We start from the raw sequence: 20,309 nt of genomic DNA, 5'->3' as shown, positions 1-20,309 counted from the left end.
GATTCCGGCCGGTCATCCGTCGACGGACCTCGAGGTCAGGCGATGGGCACGAACGTGCCGTCGGGGCCCGGAGGGTAGAGGCGGACATCGACGACAGCGTCGACCGGCAGCGTCCCGTACAGGTGGGGAAAGCGCATGCCGTCGGGATCGCTCGGCACCCCCGACTCCCAGACCACCGGTGCGCTCAGCCGGTGGGGATCGATGACGAGCAGCACGAGATCCGTTCGGCCGGCGAACAGTCGATTGGCCGGGAGGTGCACTTGTCTTGGAGCCGACAGGTGGATGAATCCGTCGTCGGCGAAGGAGTCGGGTTCCCGTCGTCCCGATTCTCGGGCGGCGTCCCACTCGGTCACGGTGCACAGGTGCAGGAGGATCGCGTCCGAGGGCACGTCCGGTTCCGTGTCGGAGTCGTCGCCGAAGGCCATCCCATCACGTCCTGCCATCCGACAGTCCTCCCGTCAAGGGTTGTGCTCGCACCGATTCCCTCGCGGTCCCGAATGCCGGATTTCCGGCGGCGACCACCTACGATTCTGCGCATGCTGGTGACCCGACCGACCGTCGACCTCCTCCGGGTGGCGTCGATGCTGTGTCAGGTGCGTCGCGGCGTGATCGCCTGATCCCCCTGCGACGCGCCTCGCGGTCCGTCATCTCGTCCCTTCCTCCGAAAGTCACCGACTCACCATGAGAACCATTGTCCTGATCGCCATCGTCGGTTTCGCCGCGCAGCTCGTGGACGGCAGCCTCGGTATGGCCTACGGCGTCACCACCACGACCCTGTTGTTGGCAATCGGCACCAACCCGGCCGCGGCGTCGGCGACCGTGCACCTCGCGGAGATCGGCACCACACTCGTGTCCGGCGTCTCCCACTGGCGGTTCGGCAACGTCGATTGGAAGGTCGTTCGCCGGATCGCCCTTCCGGGCGCCATCGGCGCATTCCTCGGCGCGACGATCCTGTCCAACCTGTCGACCGAGGCCGCGGCGCCGATCATGGCGATCATCCTGCTGCTCCTCGGGCTCTACATCCTTCTCCGCTTCACCTTCCAGGGCATCCCGCGCCACAACCTCGGCAAGCCGTTGCGCAAGCGCTTCCTCGGGCCGCTCGGCTTCGTCGCCGGGTTCGTCGACGCCACCGGCGGCGGTGGCTGGGGTCCGGTGGGCACACCTGCCATCCTCGCCAGCGGCCGCCTCGAACCCCGCAAGGTCATCGGGTCGATCGACACCAGTGAGTTCATCATCGCCGTCGCCGCGAGCCTCGGCTTCCTGTTCAGCCTCGGCTCGCAGGGGATTAACTTCGCATGGGTGGCTGCCATCCTCGTCGGTGGTGTTATCGCCGCGCCGATCGCCGCATGGCTGGTCCGCCACATCCCGCCGCGACTCCTGGGATCGTCGGTCGGCGGCCTGATCATCTTCACCAACACCCGCAGCCTGTTCCGCAGCGATCTCGTGGACGTCCCGCAGACGGCGCAGACCGTCATCTACGGAATCATCATCGTCGCGTGGGCCGCAGCCTTCGCCTACTCGCTGCAGCAGTACTTCGGCGACCGTGAGAACGAGTCCTCCGACGCCGTCTCCCGGGTACGCGAGGAGCAGGAGCAGGTCGGGGCACGCTCGGACGAGGGCGACGCCGTCGCGGCGAGCTGATCTCGCAACGTCGTCGTGAGCCGAGGTGAGATCTGCGTCGCACTACGCGCAACACTTCGGTGAGCCGATGTTGCCGTCAGGAGAGCCGTTGTTACGGGTGAGTGACGACACACCCGGGTGACCCGCGGAACAATACGAAACCCCCAAACGTCTGAAAGGGTGAGGGTGACGCACAGACCGATGCGTCGGCTCACGAAGGGAATGGCGACCGGCACCGCACGGGACCGCCGGACCGGGACGGAGGAATCATGTCAGACACCGCCACCACACCCCCGATCTACATGCCGCTGACCGCTGCCGACCGCTGCGACCGCTGCGGCGCTGCCGCAAAGGTGCGGGCCGTGCTGCCTGCCGGCGGAGAACTTCTCTTCTGCCGTCACCACTTCAACGAGCATGAGACCAAGCTCGTGGAGCTCTCGGCCACCGTCGTGGAATCCGAGGGCGAGCTGGTCTGATCACCACCGCCGACAACGACTGGCAGAAGGCCCGACCGGACATCCTGGTCGGGCCTTCTGCCGTCGTCGCTTCTGCCGTCGTCGCTTCTGCCGTCGTCGCTTCTGCCGTCGTCGCTTCTGCCGTCGTCGCTTCTGCCGTCGTCGCTTCTGCCGTCGTCGCTTCTGCCGTCGTCGCTTCCGCCGTCGTCGCTTCCGCTGACCCGTTCAGCGCCACTCGCGCAGCGCGGCGATCCGCTCGCGCAGCTGATCGGCGGTCGCCATCGCGGTCGGCGGCCCACCCAACCGGGTACGCAATTCGTTGTGCACCATCCCGTGCGGCTTCCCGGTCCGGTGATGATGCATGGCGACCAGGGTGTTGAGTTCCTTGCGGAGCGCGTGCAGGTTCTCACCGGCCGGACGCGCCGGCTCAGCGGGCACCGCCGGGGTCACCGCCGCCGACCGCTCCGCCACCTGTTCGGCCTGCCGCCTGCGGAGGAGTTCGCGGACCTGATTCGCATCGAGCAGACCCGGCAGACCCAGGTACTCCGACTCCTCCTCACTCCCGGAAAAGGTGGCGGTGCCATAGGAGGCGCCGTCGAAGATCAGCTGGTCGAGTTCGGCGTCGGCGTGCAGTGACTGGAACGCCTTCTCCTCCTCGCCCGGCTCGTCCTTCTGCTTGTTGGCGTCGATGAGCAGCGCGTCATCGAGGCCGTCGCTCTCCCGGTGCGGCTTGCCGAGCACGTGGTCACGCTCGGCCTCCATCTGACTCGCCAGATTCAGCAGCACCGGGACCGACGGCAGGAACACGCTCGCGGTCTCCCCGGGCCGGCGTGACCGCACGAACCGGCCGATCGCCTGGGCGAAGAACAGCGGGGTCGACGAACTCGTCGCGTAGACGCCGACGGCGAGTCGCGGGACGTCGACGCCCTCGGACACCATGCGGACCGCGACCATCCACTCGTCGTCGGATGCGGCGAACTCCGCGATCCGCGACGACGACTTCGGGTCGTCGGACAGCACGAGGGTCGGTTTCCGGCCGCTGATCGCGGTGAGCAGCTCGGCGTAGTCACGGGCCACCGTCTGATCGGTGGCGATCACGAGGCCGCCGGCGTCCGGGACCCCGGCAGCCCTCAGCTGCTTCAGGCGCGTGTGCGCTGCCTCGAGAACCGACGGTATCCAGTCGCCGTGCGGGTCGAGCGCCGTACGCCACGCGCGTGCGGTGTGCTCGGCCGACAACGGCTCCCCGAGCCGCGCGGTGAACTCCTCACCCGCGCTCGTCCGCCAGCTCGCCTGCCCGCTGTAGGCGAGGAACACCACAGGGCGGACGACGCCGTCGGCGAGCGCATCGGCGTACCCGTAGGTGTGGTCGGCCTTCGAGCGCAGGACTCCCCCACCCTCGGGCTCGTATGTGACGAACGGGATCGGCGAATCGTCGGAACGGAAGGGGGTACCCGTCAACGCCAACCGCCGCGTCGCGTCGGAGAAGGCCTCGCGGATGGCCTCGCCCCACGACTTCGCGTCTCCACCGTGGTGGATCTCGTCCAGGATGACCAGGGTCCGCCGATTCTCGGTGCGCACCCGGTGGCGGGTGGGATGTGCTGCGACCTGTGCATAGGTGAGGGCCACCCCGTGGTAATCGGCGCTCGTCTGGCCGGTGGAGTTGCTGAACCGCGAGTCCAGTGCGATGCCGACACGGGCGGCGGCCTCGGCCCACTGGTGTTTGAGATGTTCCGTCGGCGTGACGACGGCGACCTGGTCCACCGTCCGGTCGGCCAGCAACTCGCTGGCGACCCGCAGGCCGAAGGTGGTCTTGCCGGCGCCCGGCGTCGCGACAGCGAGGAAGTCGGCCGGCCGTCGGGTCAGATACTTCGTGAGGGCACGTCGCTGCCAGGCTCGCAGTGGCGGGCCCGCCGGGGCGGCGACGTCGGCGATGGTCGGGTCGTCGGCTGCTGAGGTCACTCCTGCACTGCTCCTGACACCAGTTCGATCACTCCGGGCGGCACGCTCCGGCGCATGAAACGTCCCCTCGGGCATGCGATCACCACACGAGGGGACGCCCGCCATGCTACCGGGGGCCGCCGACGACAGCGCGCCCGACGCGCAGTCCGTCGCGCGACGTGGGCCGACGGACCCAACCGGTCGACGGTCGGGTTCGTCACGGCGACGCACCGCACCCGGACCGGTCACCCGTTTGTTTCCTCGATCAGGGATGATCGAGCCATCAGCAGTCGTGAGCGGAACCCAGCACCGATCACCGAGGACGGCACGTCGTCGGCCGATGGTCGCTACCGGCGTGCCCGCCGAGACGAGTCCTCACGCCCGGCGACCTCACCGACGATCCCGCTGATCGATCCCGGGACGCCGACGACACCGCTGCCGGCGCGCCCGCCCCAACAGAACGCCGCGCCGCGCGCCCGGTCCACCCGCGTACCGGCCCCGACCGATCCACGAGCCGCGTCTGCCGCGACGAATGGACCAGACGACCACACCGCCACCACCGACCACGATCACAGTCCGCCGTCGGACCCCGGCCACGACAACCCGATCGACGTCCCCCACGAACCGGGCCCGCCCGTTCTCCCGAACCTGCATGTGCTGGTCTGGCGGACGACGAAGAAGGCCTGGGACGACGGCATCGTCGGTTGGGCGGCCCAGGCCGCGTTCTGGCAGGCGCTGTCGTTGCCGCCGCTGATCCTCGGACTCCTCGGCAGCGTGGGCTACGTGTCCGGGTGGTTCGGTCCGGACACCGTCGACGTCATCTACGACCGGATCATCTCGTTCGCCAGCCGCACCTTCTCGGAGAGCGTCGTCACCGACCTGATCACGCCGACCGTCGACAACGTGCTCGGACGTGGACGTGTCGGGGTCATCTCGGCGGGCTTCCTCATCTCCCTGTGGGCCGGATCATCGGCGGTTTCGTGTTTCGTCGCCTCCATCGTGCGCGCGCACGATCAGCATGAGGTGCGAAACCCGGTGTGGCAGAGGATCTTCGCGTTGCTGCTCTACATCGGGTTCCTGCTGGTGTCGGTCTTCGTGCTGCCCCTGGTGGCGCTGGGACCCAACTATCTGCACGAGATCGTGCCCGATTCGTGGGACCCGATCATCACCAATCTGATCGACTACGGCTACTTCCCGTTCGTCGCGGCGCTGCTACTGATCGTGCTGACGACGCTCTATCACCTGGCGCTGCCGAATCCACTGCCGTGGCACCGTCTCGTCGGCGGCGCGATCGTCGCCGGGGTGTTCTTCTGGGTCGCCAGCTACATCCTGCGCATGTACCTGACCGCGATCACCCGCGCGGGCTACACCTACGGTGCGCTCGCCACACCGATCGCGTTCCTGCTGTTCACGTTCTTCCTCGGCTTCGCGATCGTCGTCGGCGCCGAGTTCAATGCCGCCGTGCAGTCCCTCTGGCCTGCCAAACCGTCGCCGACGACCCAGGTGCGCGACTGGGTGTCCTCGCAGACCTCGGATTTCACCGGACAACTCAAGACACTGCCCGATCGGCTCGCGACCGGGCCGATACGCCGGGGCCGGACGGACGCCGAGTCCGGGCGGCCGACGAAGCACCGCGACCACCCGGACCCCTGAGAGTCACTCCTTGCGCATGCGCGCGTAGATCTTCTTGCACTTCGGGCAGACCGGTGAACCTGGTTTGGCCGACCGGGTGACGGGGAATGTCTCCCCGCACAACGCCACCACGTGATTACCCATGACCGCGCTCTCCGCGATCTTGTCCTTCTTCACGTAGTGGAAGAACTTGGGGCGATCGTCATCACCCTGGTCGGTGCTGTCGGCATCGGGCCGTTCGTCGACGTCGGTCTTCTCGTCGAGGTCCGGCCGCTCGATTGTCTGAGTTCCCATACCGACCATTGTGCGTCACCACAACGCCGAAAGGTGGACCGCTCCGAATGACCTCTGTGAGACATCACCCGGACGGTTCCCTGTGCAGGGGGCGCGAGTGCATCCGTGACATCGAAGTGGGATGGTGGAGACATGGGCAGAGAAGGACCTACGGGGCACGGAACCGACCCCGAAGCCTTTCTGATCACCCACGCGCAGCAATCGCTGGAGGATCAGCATCGCACGCGTGTGCGCAAGTACTTGACGCTGATGGCTTTTCGCGTGCCCGCCCTGGTCATCGCCGGGATCGTCTACAGCTCGACCGGCTCGGGTCTGCTCGCTCTGGCGATCGTCGCGGCCTCCATCCCGATCCCGTGGATCGCGGTCCTGATCGCCAACGACCGGCCGCCCCGCAAGCGCGGCGAGGTTCCCCAGTACAAGTACGGCGCCGATCATTCCGTGGTCGGCCGATCCTCCCTCAGCGGTCCCGGGTCGTCACTCGAGACGCGGATCGTCGACTCGACGACGGAGCCCTCGGACGACGTCCGACGCGACGAACACGACCGCCGTTCCCGCTGACCCACACTCTCAGCAACTTCTCATGTACCCGGCTGAACCCGCAGGCATCTGCGCAGGTCAGCGCAGGCGACGGCGACTTCGGGCCGAAGCGCCCCGGGAACTTTCGCCCACCTGTTCGCGTTGAACCCCTTGAACGCACTCAAGTCAGGAGGCCGAATGTCACGCTCGACAGTTTCACGCCCGACCACGACTACTGGATTCGCCGATGATCCCGCCCGGACCCGCCCCGCGATGACCGAACAGGATCTCGACGCCCAGTCACCGGCTGCCGACCTCGTCCGCGTCTATCTCAACGGCATCGGCCGCACGGCCCTGCTCAACGCCGAGCAGGAGGTCGAACTCGCCAAGCAGATCGAGGCCGGGCTCTATGCCAAGCACCTCCTGGCGACCAAGAAGCGCCTCTCGGCCACCAAGAAGCGTGACCTGGCGATCATCGTCCGAGAGGGCGAGTACGCCCGTTCGCACCTCCTGGAGGCCAACCTGCGTCTCGTCGTGTCGCTCGCGAAGCGCTACACCGGCCGCGGCATGCCGTTGCTCGACCTGATCCAGGAGGGCAATCTCGGTCTGATCCGCGCTATGGAGAAGTTCGACTACGCCAAGGGTTTCAAGTTCTCCACGTATGCCACATGGTGGATCCGTCAGGCGATCACCCGCGGCATGGCCGATCAGAGCCGCACGATCCGGCTGCCCGTCCATCTCGTGGAGCAGGTGAACAAGCTGGCGCGCATCAAGCGCGAGCTCCATCAACAACTCGGCCGCGAGGCGACCGATGACGAACTGGCCAACGAGTCCGGCATCCCGGCCGAGAAGATCGCGGATCTGCTCGACCACAGCCGCGACCCGGTGAGCCTCGACATGCCCGTCGGCAGCGACGAGGAGGCCCCGCTCGGTGACTTCATCGAGGACGCCGAGGCCACCTCCGCGGAGAATGCCGTGATCGCCGGTCTGCTGCACTCCGACATCCGGTCGGTGCTGTCCACGCTCGACGAGCGCGAGCAGCAGGTCATCCGGATGCGCTACGGCCTCGACGACGGTCAGCCACGCACGCTCGACCAGATCGGTCGCATGTTCGGCCTGTCGCGTGAGCGTGTGCGTCAGATCGAACGTGAGGTCATGGGCAAACTGCGTCAGGGCGAGCGCGCCGAACGGTTGCGCGCCTACGCCAGCTGATCGGATGTCCTGCCGGCAGTGCGCCGGCGGGTCCCCAGATCACCCCAGTCGTCTCGGCCCGGTGTCCGCTCGTGTGGGCACCGGGCCGACACGTATCAGGGCGTTGAGGACCGCGACGCCGTCCGGCGCCGCCAGGATGGGGTCGCAGAGCACCTCGCGCACCTCCGGGATGTCGTCGACGAGGGTCGAGATGCGCAGCAGCAGATCGGCCAGGGCGTCGCGGCTGACCGGCGGCTCCCCCGCATAGCCCGCGAGCAACGGCGCCGACCGCGGCTCGTCGACGAGTTCGGCCGCGTCCAGCGGCGACAGTGGGATCGCGCGGTAACCGTGATCGCCGAGCAGGTCGAAGGTTCGCCCGGACAGACCGAACGAGATCAGCGAACCGAACGACGGGTCGTCGCGCACCCGGATGGTGGTCCCGATCCCCTTGGGCGCCATCTTCTGGACGTGCAACACCCGATCGCCGGTCAGGTCCGCCAGTTCGGTGAACGCGGTCACGACGGCGGTGGCGTCGGGCAGGTCGAGTCGCGCACCCTCGCGGTCGAGGCGTCCACGCCACATGTCGGAGGTCGCCTTGACCGCCACCGGGAATCCGAGGTCACGAGCGGCCGCCGACGCCTCGTGCATGGTGCTCACCTCGCGGAACGGCACGATCGGGATGCCGTACCAGCGCAGCAGCATCGCCGATTCGACGTGCCCGAGAGTCCGTCCACCCGGATCCCCCGGTGCCGGTTTCCCTGCGGATACGTCCATCGCCTCGCGCACGAACGCCCGCGCGGACTCGGGATCCGTGCCATCGGGGCGGTGGATCTCGGACTCGGGGCGTTGGCGCCAGCGCGCGTACTGCCACAGACGTGCCAGCGCGTTCGCCGCCCTCTCCGGGCTGCCGTACGACGGAATCGAACCGGCCTGCGGGAGACCGTTGGGTCCGGGCCTCATCAGACCCGGCGGGATGCCCTCGACAGCGAGGAATGTCGTGACGATGGGTTTCGGTCCGTCGGCGGCGGGCGTGGTCGCCGCCGCCATCAGCGCACGCGCATGCCAGTCGGCGTCGACCGCGACAGGTGGCACGAAGACCACGATCACCGCGTCCACGGACGGATCGGCCATCGCGTCGGTGACCGCGGCCTCGAAGGCATCCTCCGTGGCCCCGGCACCGAGATCGATGGCATCAGTCACCTCGAGGCCACCGCCGCGGGCGGTGTCGGCAGCCAGGCTGCCCAACACCGACGAATTGCCGATGATCCGTGTCCTCGGTCCGCGCGGGATCGGCTGATACGCGAACACCGTTGCGCAGTCGAACAATTCGGAGATGGTGTGCACCTGTATGACACCGGCTTGCTCGAGTACCATCTGCGCGATCTGGTCGTCGAGGCTCGAGGCCGACGACCGGGCCGCCCGCGCCGCAGTCATCGCACCCTTGCCGGACTTCACCGCCACGATGGGCTTCGACCGCGACACCCGCCGGGCGATCCGGGAGAACTTCCGTGGATTGCCGAAGCTCTCGAGGTACAACAGCACGACATCGGTGGACGTGTCGGTGTCCCAGTACTGCAAGAGGTCGTTGCCGGACACATCGGCACGGTTCCCGGCCGAGACGAACGTGGACAGGCCGATCTGCCGTCGCGCGGCCGTGTCGAGGATGGCGATGCCGAGCGCACCGGATTGACAGAAGAACCCCACCCGGCCGGCGGCAGGGATGCGGGGTGCGAGCGTCGCGTTCAGCGCCACATCGGGATCGTTGTTGGCCACTCCAAGCGCGTTCGGCCCGACCAGGCGCATGCCGTGCTCGCGGACCTGGTCGACGAGTCTGCGTTCGCTCTCGAGTCCGGCCTCGCCGGCCTCACCGAAGCCCGATGAGACGACGACGAGTGTCCGGACACCCTTCACAAGGCAGTCGTCGAGGACGTCGTCGACGGTCGCCGCCGGCACGGCCACCACCGCGAGGTCGACCGGGTCGGGGATGTCGCGAACCGTGCGATAGGCGCGGATACCCCGCACCGACGGCGGTCGCGGGTGGCCGCGACGCTGCGCGGGCGTGGTCCGAGCCGGGCCGGGACCGTGGGATCGGGCGGACCCATCGGATTCCACCGGGGGCTCGTCGTCGGGGGTGCCCGGACCGTTCACCGGGAACACCGGACCGGTGAATCCTCCGGCGATGATGTTGGCCAGCAACGCGTTTCCGACCTTCTTGCGATCGGTCGACGCACCGATCACCGCGACCGACGACGGGCGCAGCAGGTTGGCCACGCTTCGCGCCTCCGACGCGCGTTCGCGGGCGTTGCGCACCGAGGTCATCGCCTCGGTCGGGTCGATGAGGAACTCGACGTGCACGGTGCTGCCGTCGAAGCTCCGCGACAGCTGATAGCCGGCGTCGCGGAACACCGCGACCATGTTGGGGTTCTCGCTGAGTACCTCGGCCTCGAATCGGGTGAAGCCGTTCTCCGCCGCCGCCCCGGCGAGATGCTCGAGCAGGATCGGTCCCAGGCCGCGGCCCTGGTGGTCGTCGGAGACGACGAACGCGACCTCCGCGGATTCGGGCTTGCCGTCGAACTCCAGACCCTCGTAGAGGCCGATCGCGATGATGTCTCCACCGAGGACCGCGACCAGCGCGACCCGCTTCTGGTAGTCGACCGTCGTCATCCGCGCCACCTCGCGGGGAGGCAGGGTCGGCGTGGGCCCGAAGTACCGCATGTATCGGGTGCGTTCCGACAGACCGCCGTGGAAGCGCACCACCCGGTCCGCGTCGTCGGGCACGATCGGTCGCAGGTGTACGACGCCGCCGTCGGACGCCAACACGTCGGCGATCCAGTGGCGCGGATAGTCCCACGGCTCGCGGGGCTGGGGCTGCTCGGCGATGGGGGCGCCCTCCGCCGGTGCCGTCATGTCCTGATCAGTCACGCGGGTCCTCCGGATCGAGACCGTGCAGCGGATACACCGCACGACGGGTGGCCAGGATGGCCCGGTCGGTCTGGCGTTGCGCGGAATCGCTGATCCCCTCGGGCGGCGGCTGACCAGTGTCCCCGTCCCAGGCCACGAAGTCCACGTCGCCCCCGTCACCCATGACGGCGACGGGTGAATGGGCGTACTCCGAGTGCACCTGCTCGGCGATCTGTTCGGCGGTGGCACACCAGGAGTCGTCGACCTCCGTGTCGACGTCGACGTCACGGTCGAGGACGATGGCGAGCAGGTGCGCCCAACTGCGCGGCACGACGTTGACGACACCGTAACCGCCGCCGCCGACGGCGATCCAGCGCCCGTCGCAGTACTTCTCGGCGAAACCACGCATGGCCTGCATGGCCGCCCGCTGCCCGTCGACGGTGAGCGCGAGATCGGTGAGCGGGTCGGCGCGGTGACTGTCCACGCCGCACTGGCTGATCAGGATCTGGGGGCGGAACTGCTCGAGCACCGATGGCACGACCGCATGGAACGCCCGCAGCCAGAGACGGTCGGTGACGTCGGGCATGAGCGGCAGATTGACCGCGGTGCCCTGTCCGGCGTCGTCTCCGACCTCGGTGGGCCAGCCCGTGCCCGGCCACAGCGTCGCCGGGTGCTGGTGCAGCGACACCGTCAGCACGCGAGGATCGGCGGCGAACGCAGCCTGCACACCGTCGCCGTGATGCGCATCGATGTCGAGGTAGGCGATCCGGTCGAATCCGTTGTCCAGCAACCAGTCGATCGCGATCGCACAGTCGTTGTAGATGCAGAACCCGGCGGCTCGGGCGCGCATCGCGTGGTGCATCCCCCCGCTGATGTTCACGGCCCGACGCACCGAGCCCGATCCGACCGCCTGTGCGGCGGCCAGTGTGCCGCCGACCAGAAGTCGCGCCGCCTCGTGCATGCCGTCGAACACCGGGTTGTCGGCGTCACCGAGTCCGAAGAGGCGCTCGAGCAACGGCCCGGAGAGTGACGCGGTACCCGAACCGACGGCGCGGACCGCGTCGATGTAGTCGGTCGAATGGACGACGGTCAGCGCTGAGTCGTCGATCTCGAGGGGCGCCCGACTGTCGACGCCGTCGAGGACACCGAGACTCTGCGCGAGCGTCATGGTCAGGGCCAGCCGAACCGGGTTCATCGGGTGGGTGTGCGCCCACTTGTAGGACAGGAAATCCTCGCTCCAGATGACCGCTGCCGCCTCGTCGCCCCTTGTCCGCGTCACGACCCCAGGCTAGTGCGTCCCCGGACGCACCGACGTGCTTCACCGTCCGCCCCACCGTGGACCGGCGCGTCTCCGGGCGCCACCGGCAGCACGGGCCGCGGATTCCGACATTTCAACCGACGCGACGACACGCGGGCAGCGAATGCCAGGTGCTGGTCAAGGTACCCTTGGGCACAGACGAAGGGACTGCGCACAGTGAACGATCTTGTCGACACCACCGAGATGTACCTGCGGACGATCTATGACCTCGAAGAGGAAGGGATCATCCCTCTCCGCGCGCGTATCGCCGAACGGTTGGAGCAGAGCGGTCCGACCGTGTCGCAGACGGTGGCGCGGATGGAACGAGACGGTCTGCTCCACGTCGCCGGTGACCGGCACCTCGAGCTGACCGACAAGGGCCGTGAACTCGCGATCGCGGTCATGCGCAAGCATCGGCTGGCCGAGCGACTGCTCGTCGACGTCATCGGGATGCCCTGGGACGAGGTCCATGAGGAGGCCTGCCGTTGGGAGCACGTCATGAGCGAGAACGTGGAGCGTCGTCTGCTCACCGTCCTCGACAACCCGACGACATCCCCCTACGGCAACCCGATCCCCGGTCTCGAACTGCTCGGCGCCCAGCAGGCCCCCCTCGGCGGCAGCGCGACACGTCTCTCCGATCTCCCGCAGGGGGATCCGGTCGTCGTCATCGTGCGCCGCCTGTCCGAGCACGCCCAGTCCGATCACGCGCTCATCAGCGAGCTGCGCGACGCCGGTGTGGTGCCCAACGCCCGTGTCACGGTCACCCTCGCACCGGGCAAGGCCGTCCTGAGTTCCCCCGGGCACGACGGTCTCGAACTGTCGGACGAGATGGCGCACTCGGTGTTCGTGGAGAAGGTCTGATCCACCGCCGTCACCCGGCGTCACGTTCGAGGGTCGGCGCCGGCAGCGGCACACCGAGCCGCTCCGCGACGTCATAGCAGTCGTCGATCATGTCGTGTAGCAGATGTGGTGCCAGTCCGCCCCGCAGCGCGCTGTCGAGCAGGGTCGCCAACGACCAATGGGGATCGGCGCGCAACGCGTGATCGAGTGCCACACCCGCATGCCCGCCCTCCCCGTTGATGTAGTGCAGGTGCGCCAGCATCGTCGCCGCACTGGCCTGTGCTGGACCGCGGAGCCGTCGGGCGAGTTCACGCCAGAGCGACTCCGCGGCCCCGCGCAGATCCGTGACCGCGAAACTGAGTGCAGCGTCCCGGACCGGCAGTCGCGTCAGGGCGACGCCCAGCCGGGTCACCTCCGCACAGTCGAGATCCGCCGCCTCATCCGGTCGTCGCGGTCCCGAGGCCACGATCACCTGATGGACGACGGCGCGCAGTAGCGACGCGTCGTCCGTCTCGTCCGTTTCGTCCGCGGTGTCCATCTGGTCCACGCCGGCCGATGCACCGTGGTCCACCTCGTCGAGATGTGGTCCGGCGCAGTGGTCGAGCGGGGCCAGCATCGCCTCCATGTCTGATCGGCGGGCGAGCACACCGTGCCCCGTCCGGACGGCTCGCTGGAGTGCGGTCGGACTTGACTGCGGATCGCCGAGACGTCCACGCGTCGGGGCGTCGCGGGCGATCGGGATGATCGAACCGTGGACGAGCGGGTCGCGGCCGGCCTCCCAGACAGTGAGCCAACGACCGCCCTCTGTGAACTCAGGAATCACGAAACCTGTTGCGATTCCACCGATCTCGGAGAACCGACGATCGGCGATCCCACATACCCGCCGATATCTCAGGTCGGCTGCGGGGAACCTGTCGTCGACGATCACGAGCACGGCCGCGCGCACCTCGTTGCGTACACACACCTCGGCGAGGCTGCTGAACAGCTCGGCAAGGGCCGGTACCAGCTCACCGTCGTCGTCGAAGACGAGGTCATGGCGCATCGCTGTCCGCACGATGCGTGGGTCGTCGCCGAACGCCAGGACGACGATCGAGCGGTCGGGGATGAATCCGAGCAGACCCGGCACAGCGGTGAGCAGGCCGGTCGGGGACAGCGGGCGAGCACTGGGAATGGGTGACATGCCCGAATCGTGGCGTGGGGGCCTGCCACGTCAACGCTCGCAGACCCGTCGGCGAACCGGGTTGTGCACAGATCCCGCACCATCCACAGATCCACCTGCGTCGATGCGCCGGATGAGCGCGGGATTCTCAGCCGAAAGCGGCGTCGACCGCGTCGTCGAACAACGCATCGAGCTGTGCTCCGGTCTCGGGTGTCATCGCCCCGCCGCCCTGCCGGCGGTACTCGACGAGCACCCGGACTCCCTCACGTTGAGCCATCAGGGTCGTCGTCGACGTGATCATCGGCGGCGCACCCGGCCCACCCGTGGTGATGGTGCGTTCGATCGCCCCGGTCTGCACCGAGTCACGGCCGGGCGCCGGGACGACCTCGGTGCTCACCGCCGACGCGGCGGTGGGCACTGAGCCCGACGTCGTGTGCGGGCAGCGGCCTGCGAGTTCGGTCACATCGTCGACAGAATTCGCGGCATGGGCGACCGCCGAGGTGAACGTCGCCGTCGGGGTCGTCGGCGACGGACCCACCAGCACGACCGCGCCGTCGGACGGGATGGCGACGGGTGTGCAGTCGGCGGGGCTCACCGAGCCGTTCAGCGGGCGTCCGGCGAGGTCGGCGAGCGCCCCGGGCACCGCGGCGGCCGGAACGCGGGTAGCGGTGCCCGCCGGGAAGGCGCTGGACGACACGGCGTTCTCCGCGAGATCGCCCGCCCCGGCCGTGGCCTGCCCGTCGACACTGCACCCGGACAGTGCAGTCCACAGTGCGGCGACCACGAACGGCACGAGAGCGACTCCCCGACGCGCTCTGGGGCGTTCTGTTCCGGTCACAAGGTTCCACTGTGCCACCGCGCCTCGGCCATCTCGCGCACCGACACCCGGCGGCATCTCCGCCCGAGGGCAACCACACCGGCGGGAATCGACCCCCGCCGGACGTTGTTGAACCGATCGATACCGCATGGACCGGGGGAATTGGCCCCGGACCGCTCTGATGCGGGACAATCTTCTCCACACGACACGAGGAGGGACGACTCATGGACGACAAGTCCGTCGAGCGCAGTTCGCTGTACTCACTCGAGTTCCCCGCACCCCAGGTCACCGACCACGAGGGCACCGGCCCCGTGCTGGTCCACGCACTGAACGGGTTTGCCGACGCCGGCCATGCGGTCGCGCTCGCCGCCCAGCATCTGCGGGATGCGCTGGACTCCGAACTGGTGGCCACGTTCTCCAGCGACGAACTGATCGATTATCGCTCGCGTCGGCCCACCATCAGCTTCAACGGCGACACGTTCACCGACGTCGAGATGCCGTCGCTGACCATGCACGCCATCCGAGACACGGCCGGGCGACCGTTCCTGCTGCTCGCCGGATCGGAACCCGATCTGCGCTGGGAACAGTTCGTTGAGGCTGTCCGTGGTCTCGCCGAGCGCTTCGGCGTCACCGACGTGATCGGACTCAACGCCATCCCCATGGCGGTCCCCCACACCCGCCCGCCCTCGATCACCGCTCACGGCAGCGACCCGGAGCGTCTCGGCGATCTCCCGCGCTGGGGATCGGCGATGAGGCTGCCGGCCAGCGCGTCGATGCTCCTCGAACTGCGGATGAGCGAGCACGATTACCGCGCTGCCGGGCTGTCGGTGCACGTGCCGCACTATCTGTCGCAGGCCGACTACCCCGCGGCATCGGCACGGCTGCTCGGCGCCGTCGGTGAACTCACCGGCCTCGAACTGCCGATCACGGCGCTCGACAACGCGGCGGCCAAGGTGCGGACGCAGATCGATGCCGAGGTCTCCGGAAACGCGGAGATCGAGTCGGTCGTCACCGCGCTCGAGGCGCAATACGACACCTTCACCCAGGCCCAGGAAGAGCGTGCGTCACTGCTCGCCGCCGAATCCGATCTGCCCAGCGGAGAGGAACTCGGCGCCGAGTTGGAGAAGTTCCTGGCCGAGCAGATGCGTGACGGCGGTGAGGACGGCGGGCAGTTCGGCACCGGTCCGTACGGTGGTCCGGACGAACCAGGCGGTCCCCCATCACCGATGTGACCGCCGCGGGCGAGGCGTACCTGACTCCGGTCGCCGACGAGGACACCGCATTCGCGAACTTCACGTCCTGGTGGAAAGACCGCGGCATCGAGCTCTACTCCCATCAAGAGGAGTCGCTGCTCGAGCTGATCTCGGGCGGCAACGTGATCCTGGCGACGCCGACCGGGTCGGGCAAGTCCCTCGTGGCCTCGGGGGCCATCTACTTCGCGCGGTGTCGAGGCGAACGCGCGTTCTACACCGCGCCCATCAAGGCCCTGGTCAGCGAAAAATTCTTCGAGCTGTGCGCCACCTTCGGGGCCGCGGAGGTCGGACTGCTCACCGGCGACGCGGCCGTCAACGCAGACGCACCGATCATCTGTGCCACGGCGGAGATCGTCGCGAATCTCGCCCTGCGCGACGGTTCGCGCAGCGACATCGGCATGCTCGTCGCCGACGAGTTCCACTACTACGGTGAACCCGATCGCGGTTGGGCGTGGCAGGTTCCCATCCTCGAACTCCCCCACACTCAGTTCCTGCTGATGTCGGCGACACTCGGCGACGTGTCGTTCTTCGTCGACGACCTGGGCCGCCGGACGGGTCGTCCGACGAGCGCGATCACCGGCACCGAACGGCCGGTGCCGCTCCAACACAGCTACGCGATGACCCCGGTCCACGAGACGATCGAAGAACTCATCACCGCGGGCCGAGCCCCGATCTACGTCGTCCACTTCACCCAGGCGGCCGCCGTCGAGCGGGCGCAGGCACTGTTGTCGGCGAAGATCACGGACAAGGCCGAGCGAGCGGTGATCGCCGCCGCGATCGGCGACTTCCGTTTCCACACCGGGTTCGGCGGCACCCTGTCGAAGTTGCTGCGTGCCGGGATCGGCGTGCACCACGCCGGAATGCTGCCCCGCTACCGACGGCTCGTGGAGCGACTGGCCCAGCAGGGCCTGCTGAAGGTGGTCGCCGGGACCGACACCCTCGGCGTCGGCATCAACGTCCCCATCCGCACGGTGCTGTTCGCCTCGCTGAGCAAGTACGACGGAACCCGGGTGCGCCGTCTGCGGGCCCGCGAGTTCCATCAGATCGCGGGCCGCGCGGGCCGGGCAGGATTCGACACCGTCGGCTATGTTGTCGCACAGGCCCCCGAACACGACGTCGAGAACGCACGGGCGGTCGCCAAGGCGGGCGACGACCCGAAGAAGCTGCGAAAGCTGGTACGCAAGAAGCCCCCCGAGGGCTTCGTGTCGTGGGGCGAGAAGACCTTCACCCAGTTGATCGACGCGCCCGACGAGCCACTGCGATCCCATTTCCGGATGACCACCGCCATCCTCATGGAGGTGCTGTCGCGTCCTGGTGACTGCTTCGCCGCGATGCGGCATCTCCTCGAGGAGAGTCACGAGCCACGCAACCGCCAGCTGCGTCACATCCGACACACGATCGAGCTCTACCGCGGACTCCGCGAATCGGGCATCGTGGTGCAGCTCGACGCCCCCGACGAGGACGGCCGCAATGTCCGGTTGTCGGTGGACATGCCCGAGAATTTCGCGCTCACCAATCCACTTTCCTCGTTCGCCGTCGCGGCGTTCGAGATCCTCGATCCCGACTCCTCCACCTATCCGCTGGACGTGGTGTCGATCCTCGAGTCGACCCTCGAGGATCCACGTCCACTCGTGTTCGCGCAGCGCAAGGCCGCCCGTGATGCGGCGCTGGCCGAGATGAAGGCGGACGGGGTCGAATACGAGGAACGCATGGCCCGACTCGAGGAGATCACCTGGCCGCGGCCACTCGCGGAGGAGATCGAGTTCGCCTACGGTGTGTATCGCCGCGGGCATCCGTGGGTGTCGTCCTATCCGCCGTCGCCGAAATCTGTGCTCCGCGAGATGCTCGAGCGCGCGATGACGTTCAACGAACTCATCTCGGCCTACGGCCTCGCACGCAGCGAAGGTGTCGTGCTGCGCTACTTGTCCGACTGCTATCGCGTTCTGCGGCAAGGGCTGCCGAACACGGTGAGCACGCCCGCGATCATCGAGATCACCGAGCAGCTCGGCGACGCGGTCCGCGGGGTCGACTCCAGCCTCCTGGACGAATGGGAGGAGATGACACTCACCCGCGGGTGAGTTCGGCCCCGGGCCGGCTCACGGTTCACGCCGGGACCCCCCTACTCCCTCATTCCCTGTTCACGCTGCACGTCGCCCGTCGCGTCGACGATCTCGGCGATCACTCCGGCCAGGGTCCGATAGGAATCCGACCGGCCGGCCGACTCGCGGAACACCAATCCGATCCGCCGGCCCGGGCGCGGTCGCGCGAACGTGGCGGTGGCGAGTGATCCGCCGTCGGTCTCGGCTGCCACCGCCGTCTGCGGGATCAGCGTCACCCCCAGCCCGCCTTCCACACATTGCACCGCCGTCGCCAGCGACGCCGCCCGTGTCTGGCCGAGTTCGGGAGCGACGCCGGCCAACCGGCACACCTCCAGCGCCTGATCTCGGAGGCAATGTCCTTCATCGAGAAGTAGCAGCGGCAGATCGGCCAACGATGCCGGATCGACCCGGCGACGACCGGCCAGCGGGTGCCGGACAGGCAGCGCGAGCACGAAGTCCTCGGTGTACATGGGAATCTCGGTCAATCCGCGTTCGACGGTGGGCAACGCCATGATCGCGACATCGAGTGATCCGTCTCTCAACTGACGGAGCAGGCGGCCGGTCTGATCCTCGATGATCTGCAGCTCCAGCGACGGCAGTCGCTCGCCGATGCCGCGCAGCACTGTCGGCAGGATATACGGCGCCACAGTGGGAATGAGTCCCAGTCGTAGGCCACCGGACAAGGGATCGCCACGGCCCGAGGCCTCGGCCACGAGGTCGTCGACCGCGTCCACTGCCGCGATCGCCTTGGGCAACAACCGCTCCCCTTCCGGAGTCACGAAGACACGCCGGGTGGTCCGCTCCACCAATTGCATCCCGAGTCCCGCCTCCAGAGCACTCAGCGCCTGCGACAACGTCGGCTGACTCAGGTCGAGATCCTCAGCGGCGGAACCGAAGTGGCGTCGCTTCGCGATGGCGACAAAAGCCCGGAGCCCGGTCACCGACGGCTGATAAGTTCTATTGGGCATGCCTATCAATATAGTGCCTATCATCACGTTTCGCTCTAGCCGAGAATCCGGCACGATGGTGCATGTCTGACGACGAATTCCTTCGCGCACATGACGTACCGATCCACACCACCACGAGGAGCGAAACAGCGCATGGCTCTGCTCACAATCGGCGATCAGTTCCCCGCCTACGATCTCACCGCCGTCATCGGCGGCGATCTGTCCAAGGTGAACGCACAGCAGCCCGATGACTACTTCACGACGGTCACCAGCGAGGATCATCCCGGCAAGTGGCGGATCGTCTTCTTCTGGCCGAAGGACTTCACCTTCGTGTGCCCGACCGAGATCGCTGCCTTCGGCAAGCTCAACGACGAGTTCGCCGACCGTGACGCCCAGGTTCTCGGCGCATCTGTGGACAACGAGTTCGTGCACTTCCAGTGGCGCGCACAGCATGAGGACCTCAAGACGCTGCCGTTCCCGATGCTGAGCGACCTCAAGCGTGAACTGGCCTCCGCTGCAGGCGTTCTCAACGCCGACGGGGTCGCTGACCGCGCCACTTTCATCATCGACCCCAATAATGAGATCCAGTTCGTCTCGGTCACCGCCGGATCGGTCGGCCGCAATGTCGACGAGGTCCTGCGCGTGCTCGACGCGCTGCAGTCCGACGAACTCTGCGCCTGCAACTGGCGCAAGGGCGACCCGACCATCGACGCCGGTGAACTGCTCACCGCGAGCGTCTGAGAGGAGACCGCATGAGCATCGACAACCTGAAGGACGCACTTCCCGAGTACGCCAAGGATCTCAAGCTGAATCTCGGCTCGATCAGCCGGACCACCGCCCTCACCGAGGAGCAGCTATGGGGCACATTGCTGTCGACGGCCGCGGCGACCCGTAATGCCAAGGTGCTGGCCGAGATCGCCGAGGAGGCAGCCGACACGCTGTCGGCCGAGGCCTACAACGCTGCGCTCGGGGCGACCTCGATCATGGGGATGAACAACGTCTTCTACCGTGGTCGAGGATTCCTCGGCGGCAAGTACGACGATCTCCGTCCCGGCCTGCGGATGAACATCATCGGCAATCCCGGGGTCGACAAGGCGCTGTTCGAACTCTGGTCGTTCGCGGTGTCCTCCATCAACGGCTGTGAACACTGTGTCGGCGCCCACGAGAACACGCTGCGCGAAGCGAGCGTCGATCGTGAGGCGATCTTCGAGGCGCTGAAGGTCGCCTCGATCGTCGCCGGTGTCGCGCAGGCGATCGCGACGACCGAGGTCCTCGCCGGCGTCTGATCCGACCACACATACGACGGCAGGCCCACCGGATTCCGGCGGGCCTGCCGTCGTCGGTCCGTCT

General features: G+C 67.8%; 18 protein-coding genes. 10 read left to right on the top strand and 8 right to left on the bottom strand.

The features are described 5' to 3' along the window. Positions 1 to 35: 35 nt before the first annotated feature. On the bottom strand, positions 36 to 425 hold the full coding sequence (locus QSJ19_RS19485; RefSeq protein ID WP_286322701.1) for a DUF952 domain-containing protein: 390 nt from the start codon (positions 423 to 425) through the stop codon (positions 36 to 38). A gap of 256 nt (positions 426 to 681) precedes the next feature. Between QSJ19_RS19485 and QSJ19_RS19480 the strand changes: the two genes are divergently transcribed. Both QSJ19_RS19480 and QSJ19_RS19475 read left to right on the top strand, forming a co-directional pair. Beyond that, positions 682 to 1,641: a sulfite exporter TauE/SafE family protein gene (locus QSJ19_RS19480; RefSeq protein WP_286322645.1), complete on the top strand. Its 960-nt coding sequence runs from the start codon at positions 682 to 684 to the stop codon at positions 1,639 to 1,641. 248 nt (positions 1,642 to 1,889) lie between these two features. Next, positions 1,890 to 2,096: a DUF7455 domain-containing protein gene (locus tag QSJ19_RS19475; RefSeq protein WP_187582134.1), complete on the top strand. Its 207-nt coding sequence runs from the start codon at positions 1,890 to 1,892 to the stop codon at positions 2,094 to 2,096. Positions 2,097 to 2,300: 204 nt separating this feature from the next. Here QSJ19_RS19475 and QSJ19_RS19470 read toward each other — a convergent pair whose 3' ends face one another. Then, a complete protein-coding gene (locus tag QSJ19_RS19470; protein WP_286322644.1) occupies positions 2,301 to 4,034 on the bottom strand; it encodes a DEAD/DEAH box helicase in 1,734 nt (577 codons plus the stop codon). A 414-nt stretch (positions 4,035 to 4,448) separates the two neighbouring features. Here QSJ19_RS19470 and QSJ19_RS19465 point away from each other — a divergent pair, with 414 nt between their 5' ends. After that, on the top strand, positions 4,449 to 5,666 hold the full coding sequence (locus QSJ19_RS19465; RefSeq protein ID WP_502876265.1) for a YihY/virulence factor BrkB family protein: 1,218 nt from the start codon (positions 4,449 to 4,451) through the stop codon (positions 5,664 to 5,666). 3 nt (positions 5,667 to 5,669) lie between these two features. Here QSJ19_RS19465 and QSJ19_RS19460 read toward each other — a convergent pair whose 3' ends face one another. Then, entirely contained in the window at positions 5,670 to 5,939 is a 270-nt protein-coding gene (locus tag QSJ19_RS19460; RefSeq protein ID WP_187582128.1) for a DUF3039 domain-containing protein, read from the bottom strand. Between the two features lie 132 nt (positions 5,940 to 6,071). On the opposite strand from QSJ19_RS19460, the gene QSJ19_RS19455 reads away from it, so the two are divergent. Both QSJ19_RS19455 and QSJ19_RS19450 read left to right on the top strand, forming a co-directional pair. Then, positions 6,072 to 6,497: a DUF3099 domain-containing protein gene (locus QSJ19_RS19455; protein ID WP_286322643.1), complete on the top strand. Its 426-nt coding sequence runs from the start codon at positions 6,072 to 6,074 to the stop codon at positions 6,495 to 6,497. 156 nt (positions 6,498 to 6,653) lie between these two features. Continuing rightward, the gene (locus QSJ19_RS19450) at positions 6,654 to 7,667 is read left to right on the top strand and encodes a sigma-70 family RNA polymerase sigma factor (RefSeq protein ID WP_286322642.1); all 1,014 of its coding nucleotides are present in this window, start codon (positions 6,654 to 6,656) and stop codon (positions 7,665 to 7,667) included. A gap of 39 nt (positions 7,668 to 7,706) precedes the next feature. On the opposite strand, the gene QSJ19_RS19445 is transcribed toward QSJ19_RS19450, so the two are convergent. Both QSJ19_RS19445 and QSJ19_RS19440 read right to left on the bottom strand, forming a co-directional pair. Beyond that, a complete protein-coding gene (locus QSJ19_RS19445) occupies positions 7,707 to 10,553 on the bottom strand; it encodes a bifunctional acetate--CoA ligase family protein/GNAT family N-acetyltransferase (RefSeq protein WP_286322699.1) in 2,847 nt (948 codons plus the stop codon). Between the two features lie 7 nt (positions 10,554 to 10,560). Further along, entirely contained in the window at positions 10,561 to 11,826 is a 1,266-nt protein-coding gene (locus QSJ19_RS19440; RefSeq protein ID WP_286322641.1) for an acetoin utilization protein AcuC, read from the bottom strand. A 195-nt stretch (positions 11,827 to 12,021) separates the two neighbouring features. Between QSJ19_RS19440 and QSJ19_RS19435 the strand changes: the two genes are divergently transcribed. Continuing rightward, on the top strand, positions 12,022 to 12,705 hold the full coding sequence (locus tag QSJ19_RS19435) for an iron-dependent transcriptional repressor DtxR (protein WP_286322640.1): 684 nt from the start codon (positions 12,022 to 12,024) through the stop codon (positions 12,703 to 12,705). A gap of 10 nt (positions 12,706 to 12,715) precedes the next feature. On the opposite strand, the gene QSJ19_RS19430 is transcribed toward QSJ19_RS19435, so the two are convergent. Next, positions 12,716 to 13,864, bottom strand: a complete 1,149-nt coding sequence (locus QSJ19_RS19430) for a DUF4192 domain-containing protein (RefSeq protein ID WP_286322639.1) — start codon at positions 13,862 to 13,864, stop codon at positions 12,716 to 12,718. 127 nt (positions 13,865 to 13,991) lie between these two features. After that, the gene (locus tag QSJ19_RS19425) at positions 13,992 to 14,636 is read right to left on the bottom strand and encodes a hypothetical protein (protein WP_286322638.1); all 645 of its coding nucleotides are present in this window, start codon (positions 14,634 to 14,636) and stop codon (positions 13,992 to 13,994) included. Positions 14,637 to 14,884: 248 nt separating this feature from the next. Between QSJ19_RS19425 and QSJ19_RS19420 the strand changes: the two genes are divergently transcribed. Both QSJ19_RS19420 and QSJ19_RS19415 read left to right on the top strand, forming a co-directional pair. Further along, a complete protein-coding gene (locus tag QSJ19_RS19420) occupies positions 14,885 to 15,892 on the top strand; it encodes a PAC2 family protein (RefSeq protein ID WP_286322637.1) in 1,008 nt (335 codons plus the stop codon). After that, the gene (locus tag QSJ19_RS19415) at positions 15,889 to 17,991 is read left to right on the top strand and encodes a DEAD/DEAH box helicase (protein WP_286322636.1); all 2,103 of its coding nucleotides are present in this window, start codon (positions 15,889 to 15,891) and stop codon (positions 17,989 to 17,991) included. The genes QSJ19_RS19420 and QSJ19_RS19415 overlap by 4 nt, the downstream gene beginning before the upstream one ends. Before the next feature lie 41 nt (positions 17,992 to 18,032). Here the strand turns inward: QSJ19_RS19415 and QSJ19_RS19410 are convergent, their stop codons facing one another. Continuing rightward, complete coding sequence (locus QSJ19_RS19410; protein WP_286322635.1) at positions 18,033 to 18,980, bottom strand: hydrogen peroxide-inducible genes activator; 948 nt, start codon at positions 18,978 to 18,980, stop codon at positions 18,033 to 18,035. Between the two features lie 132 nt (positions 18,981 to 19,112). Here QSJ19_RS19410 and QSJ19_RS19405 point away from each other — a divergent pair, with 132 nt between their 5' ends. Both QSJ19_RS19405 and QSJ19_RS19400 read left to right on the top strand, forming a co-directional pair. Next, positions 19,113 to 19,700, top strand: a complete 588-nt coding sequence (locus QSJ19_RS19405) for a peroxiredoxin (protein WP_286322634.1) — start codon at positions 19,113 to 19,115, stop codon at positions 19,698 to 19,700. Between the two features lie 11 nt (positions 19,701 to 19,711). Beyond that, on the top strand, positions 19,712 to 20,245 hold the full coding sequence (locus QSJ19_RS19400; RefSeq protein ID WP_286322633.1) for an alkyl hydroperoxide reductase: 534 nt from the start codon (positions 19,712 to 19,714) through the stop codon (positions 20,243 to 20,245). Positions 20,246 to 20,309 lie beyond the last annotated feature (64 nt).

It is taken from the genome of Gordonia sp. ABSL11-1 (assembly GCF_030315685.1).
GTDB lineage: Bacteria > Actinomycetota > Actinomycetes > Mycobacteriales > Mycobacteriaceae > Gordonia.
The sequence above is the reverse complement of the archived record's forward strand: the minus strand, read 5'-3'. Positions and strand labels throughout refer to the sequence as shown.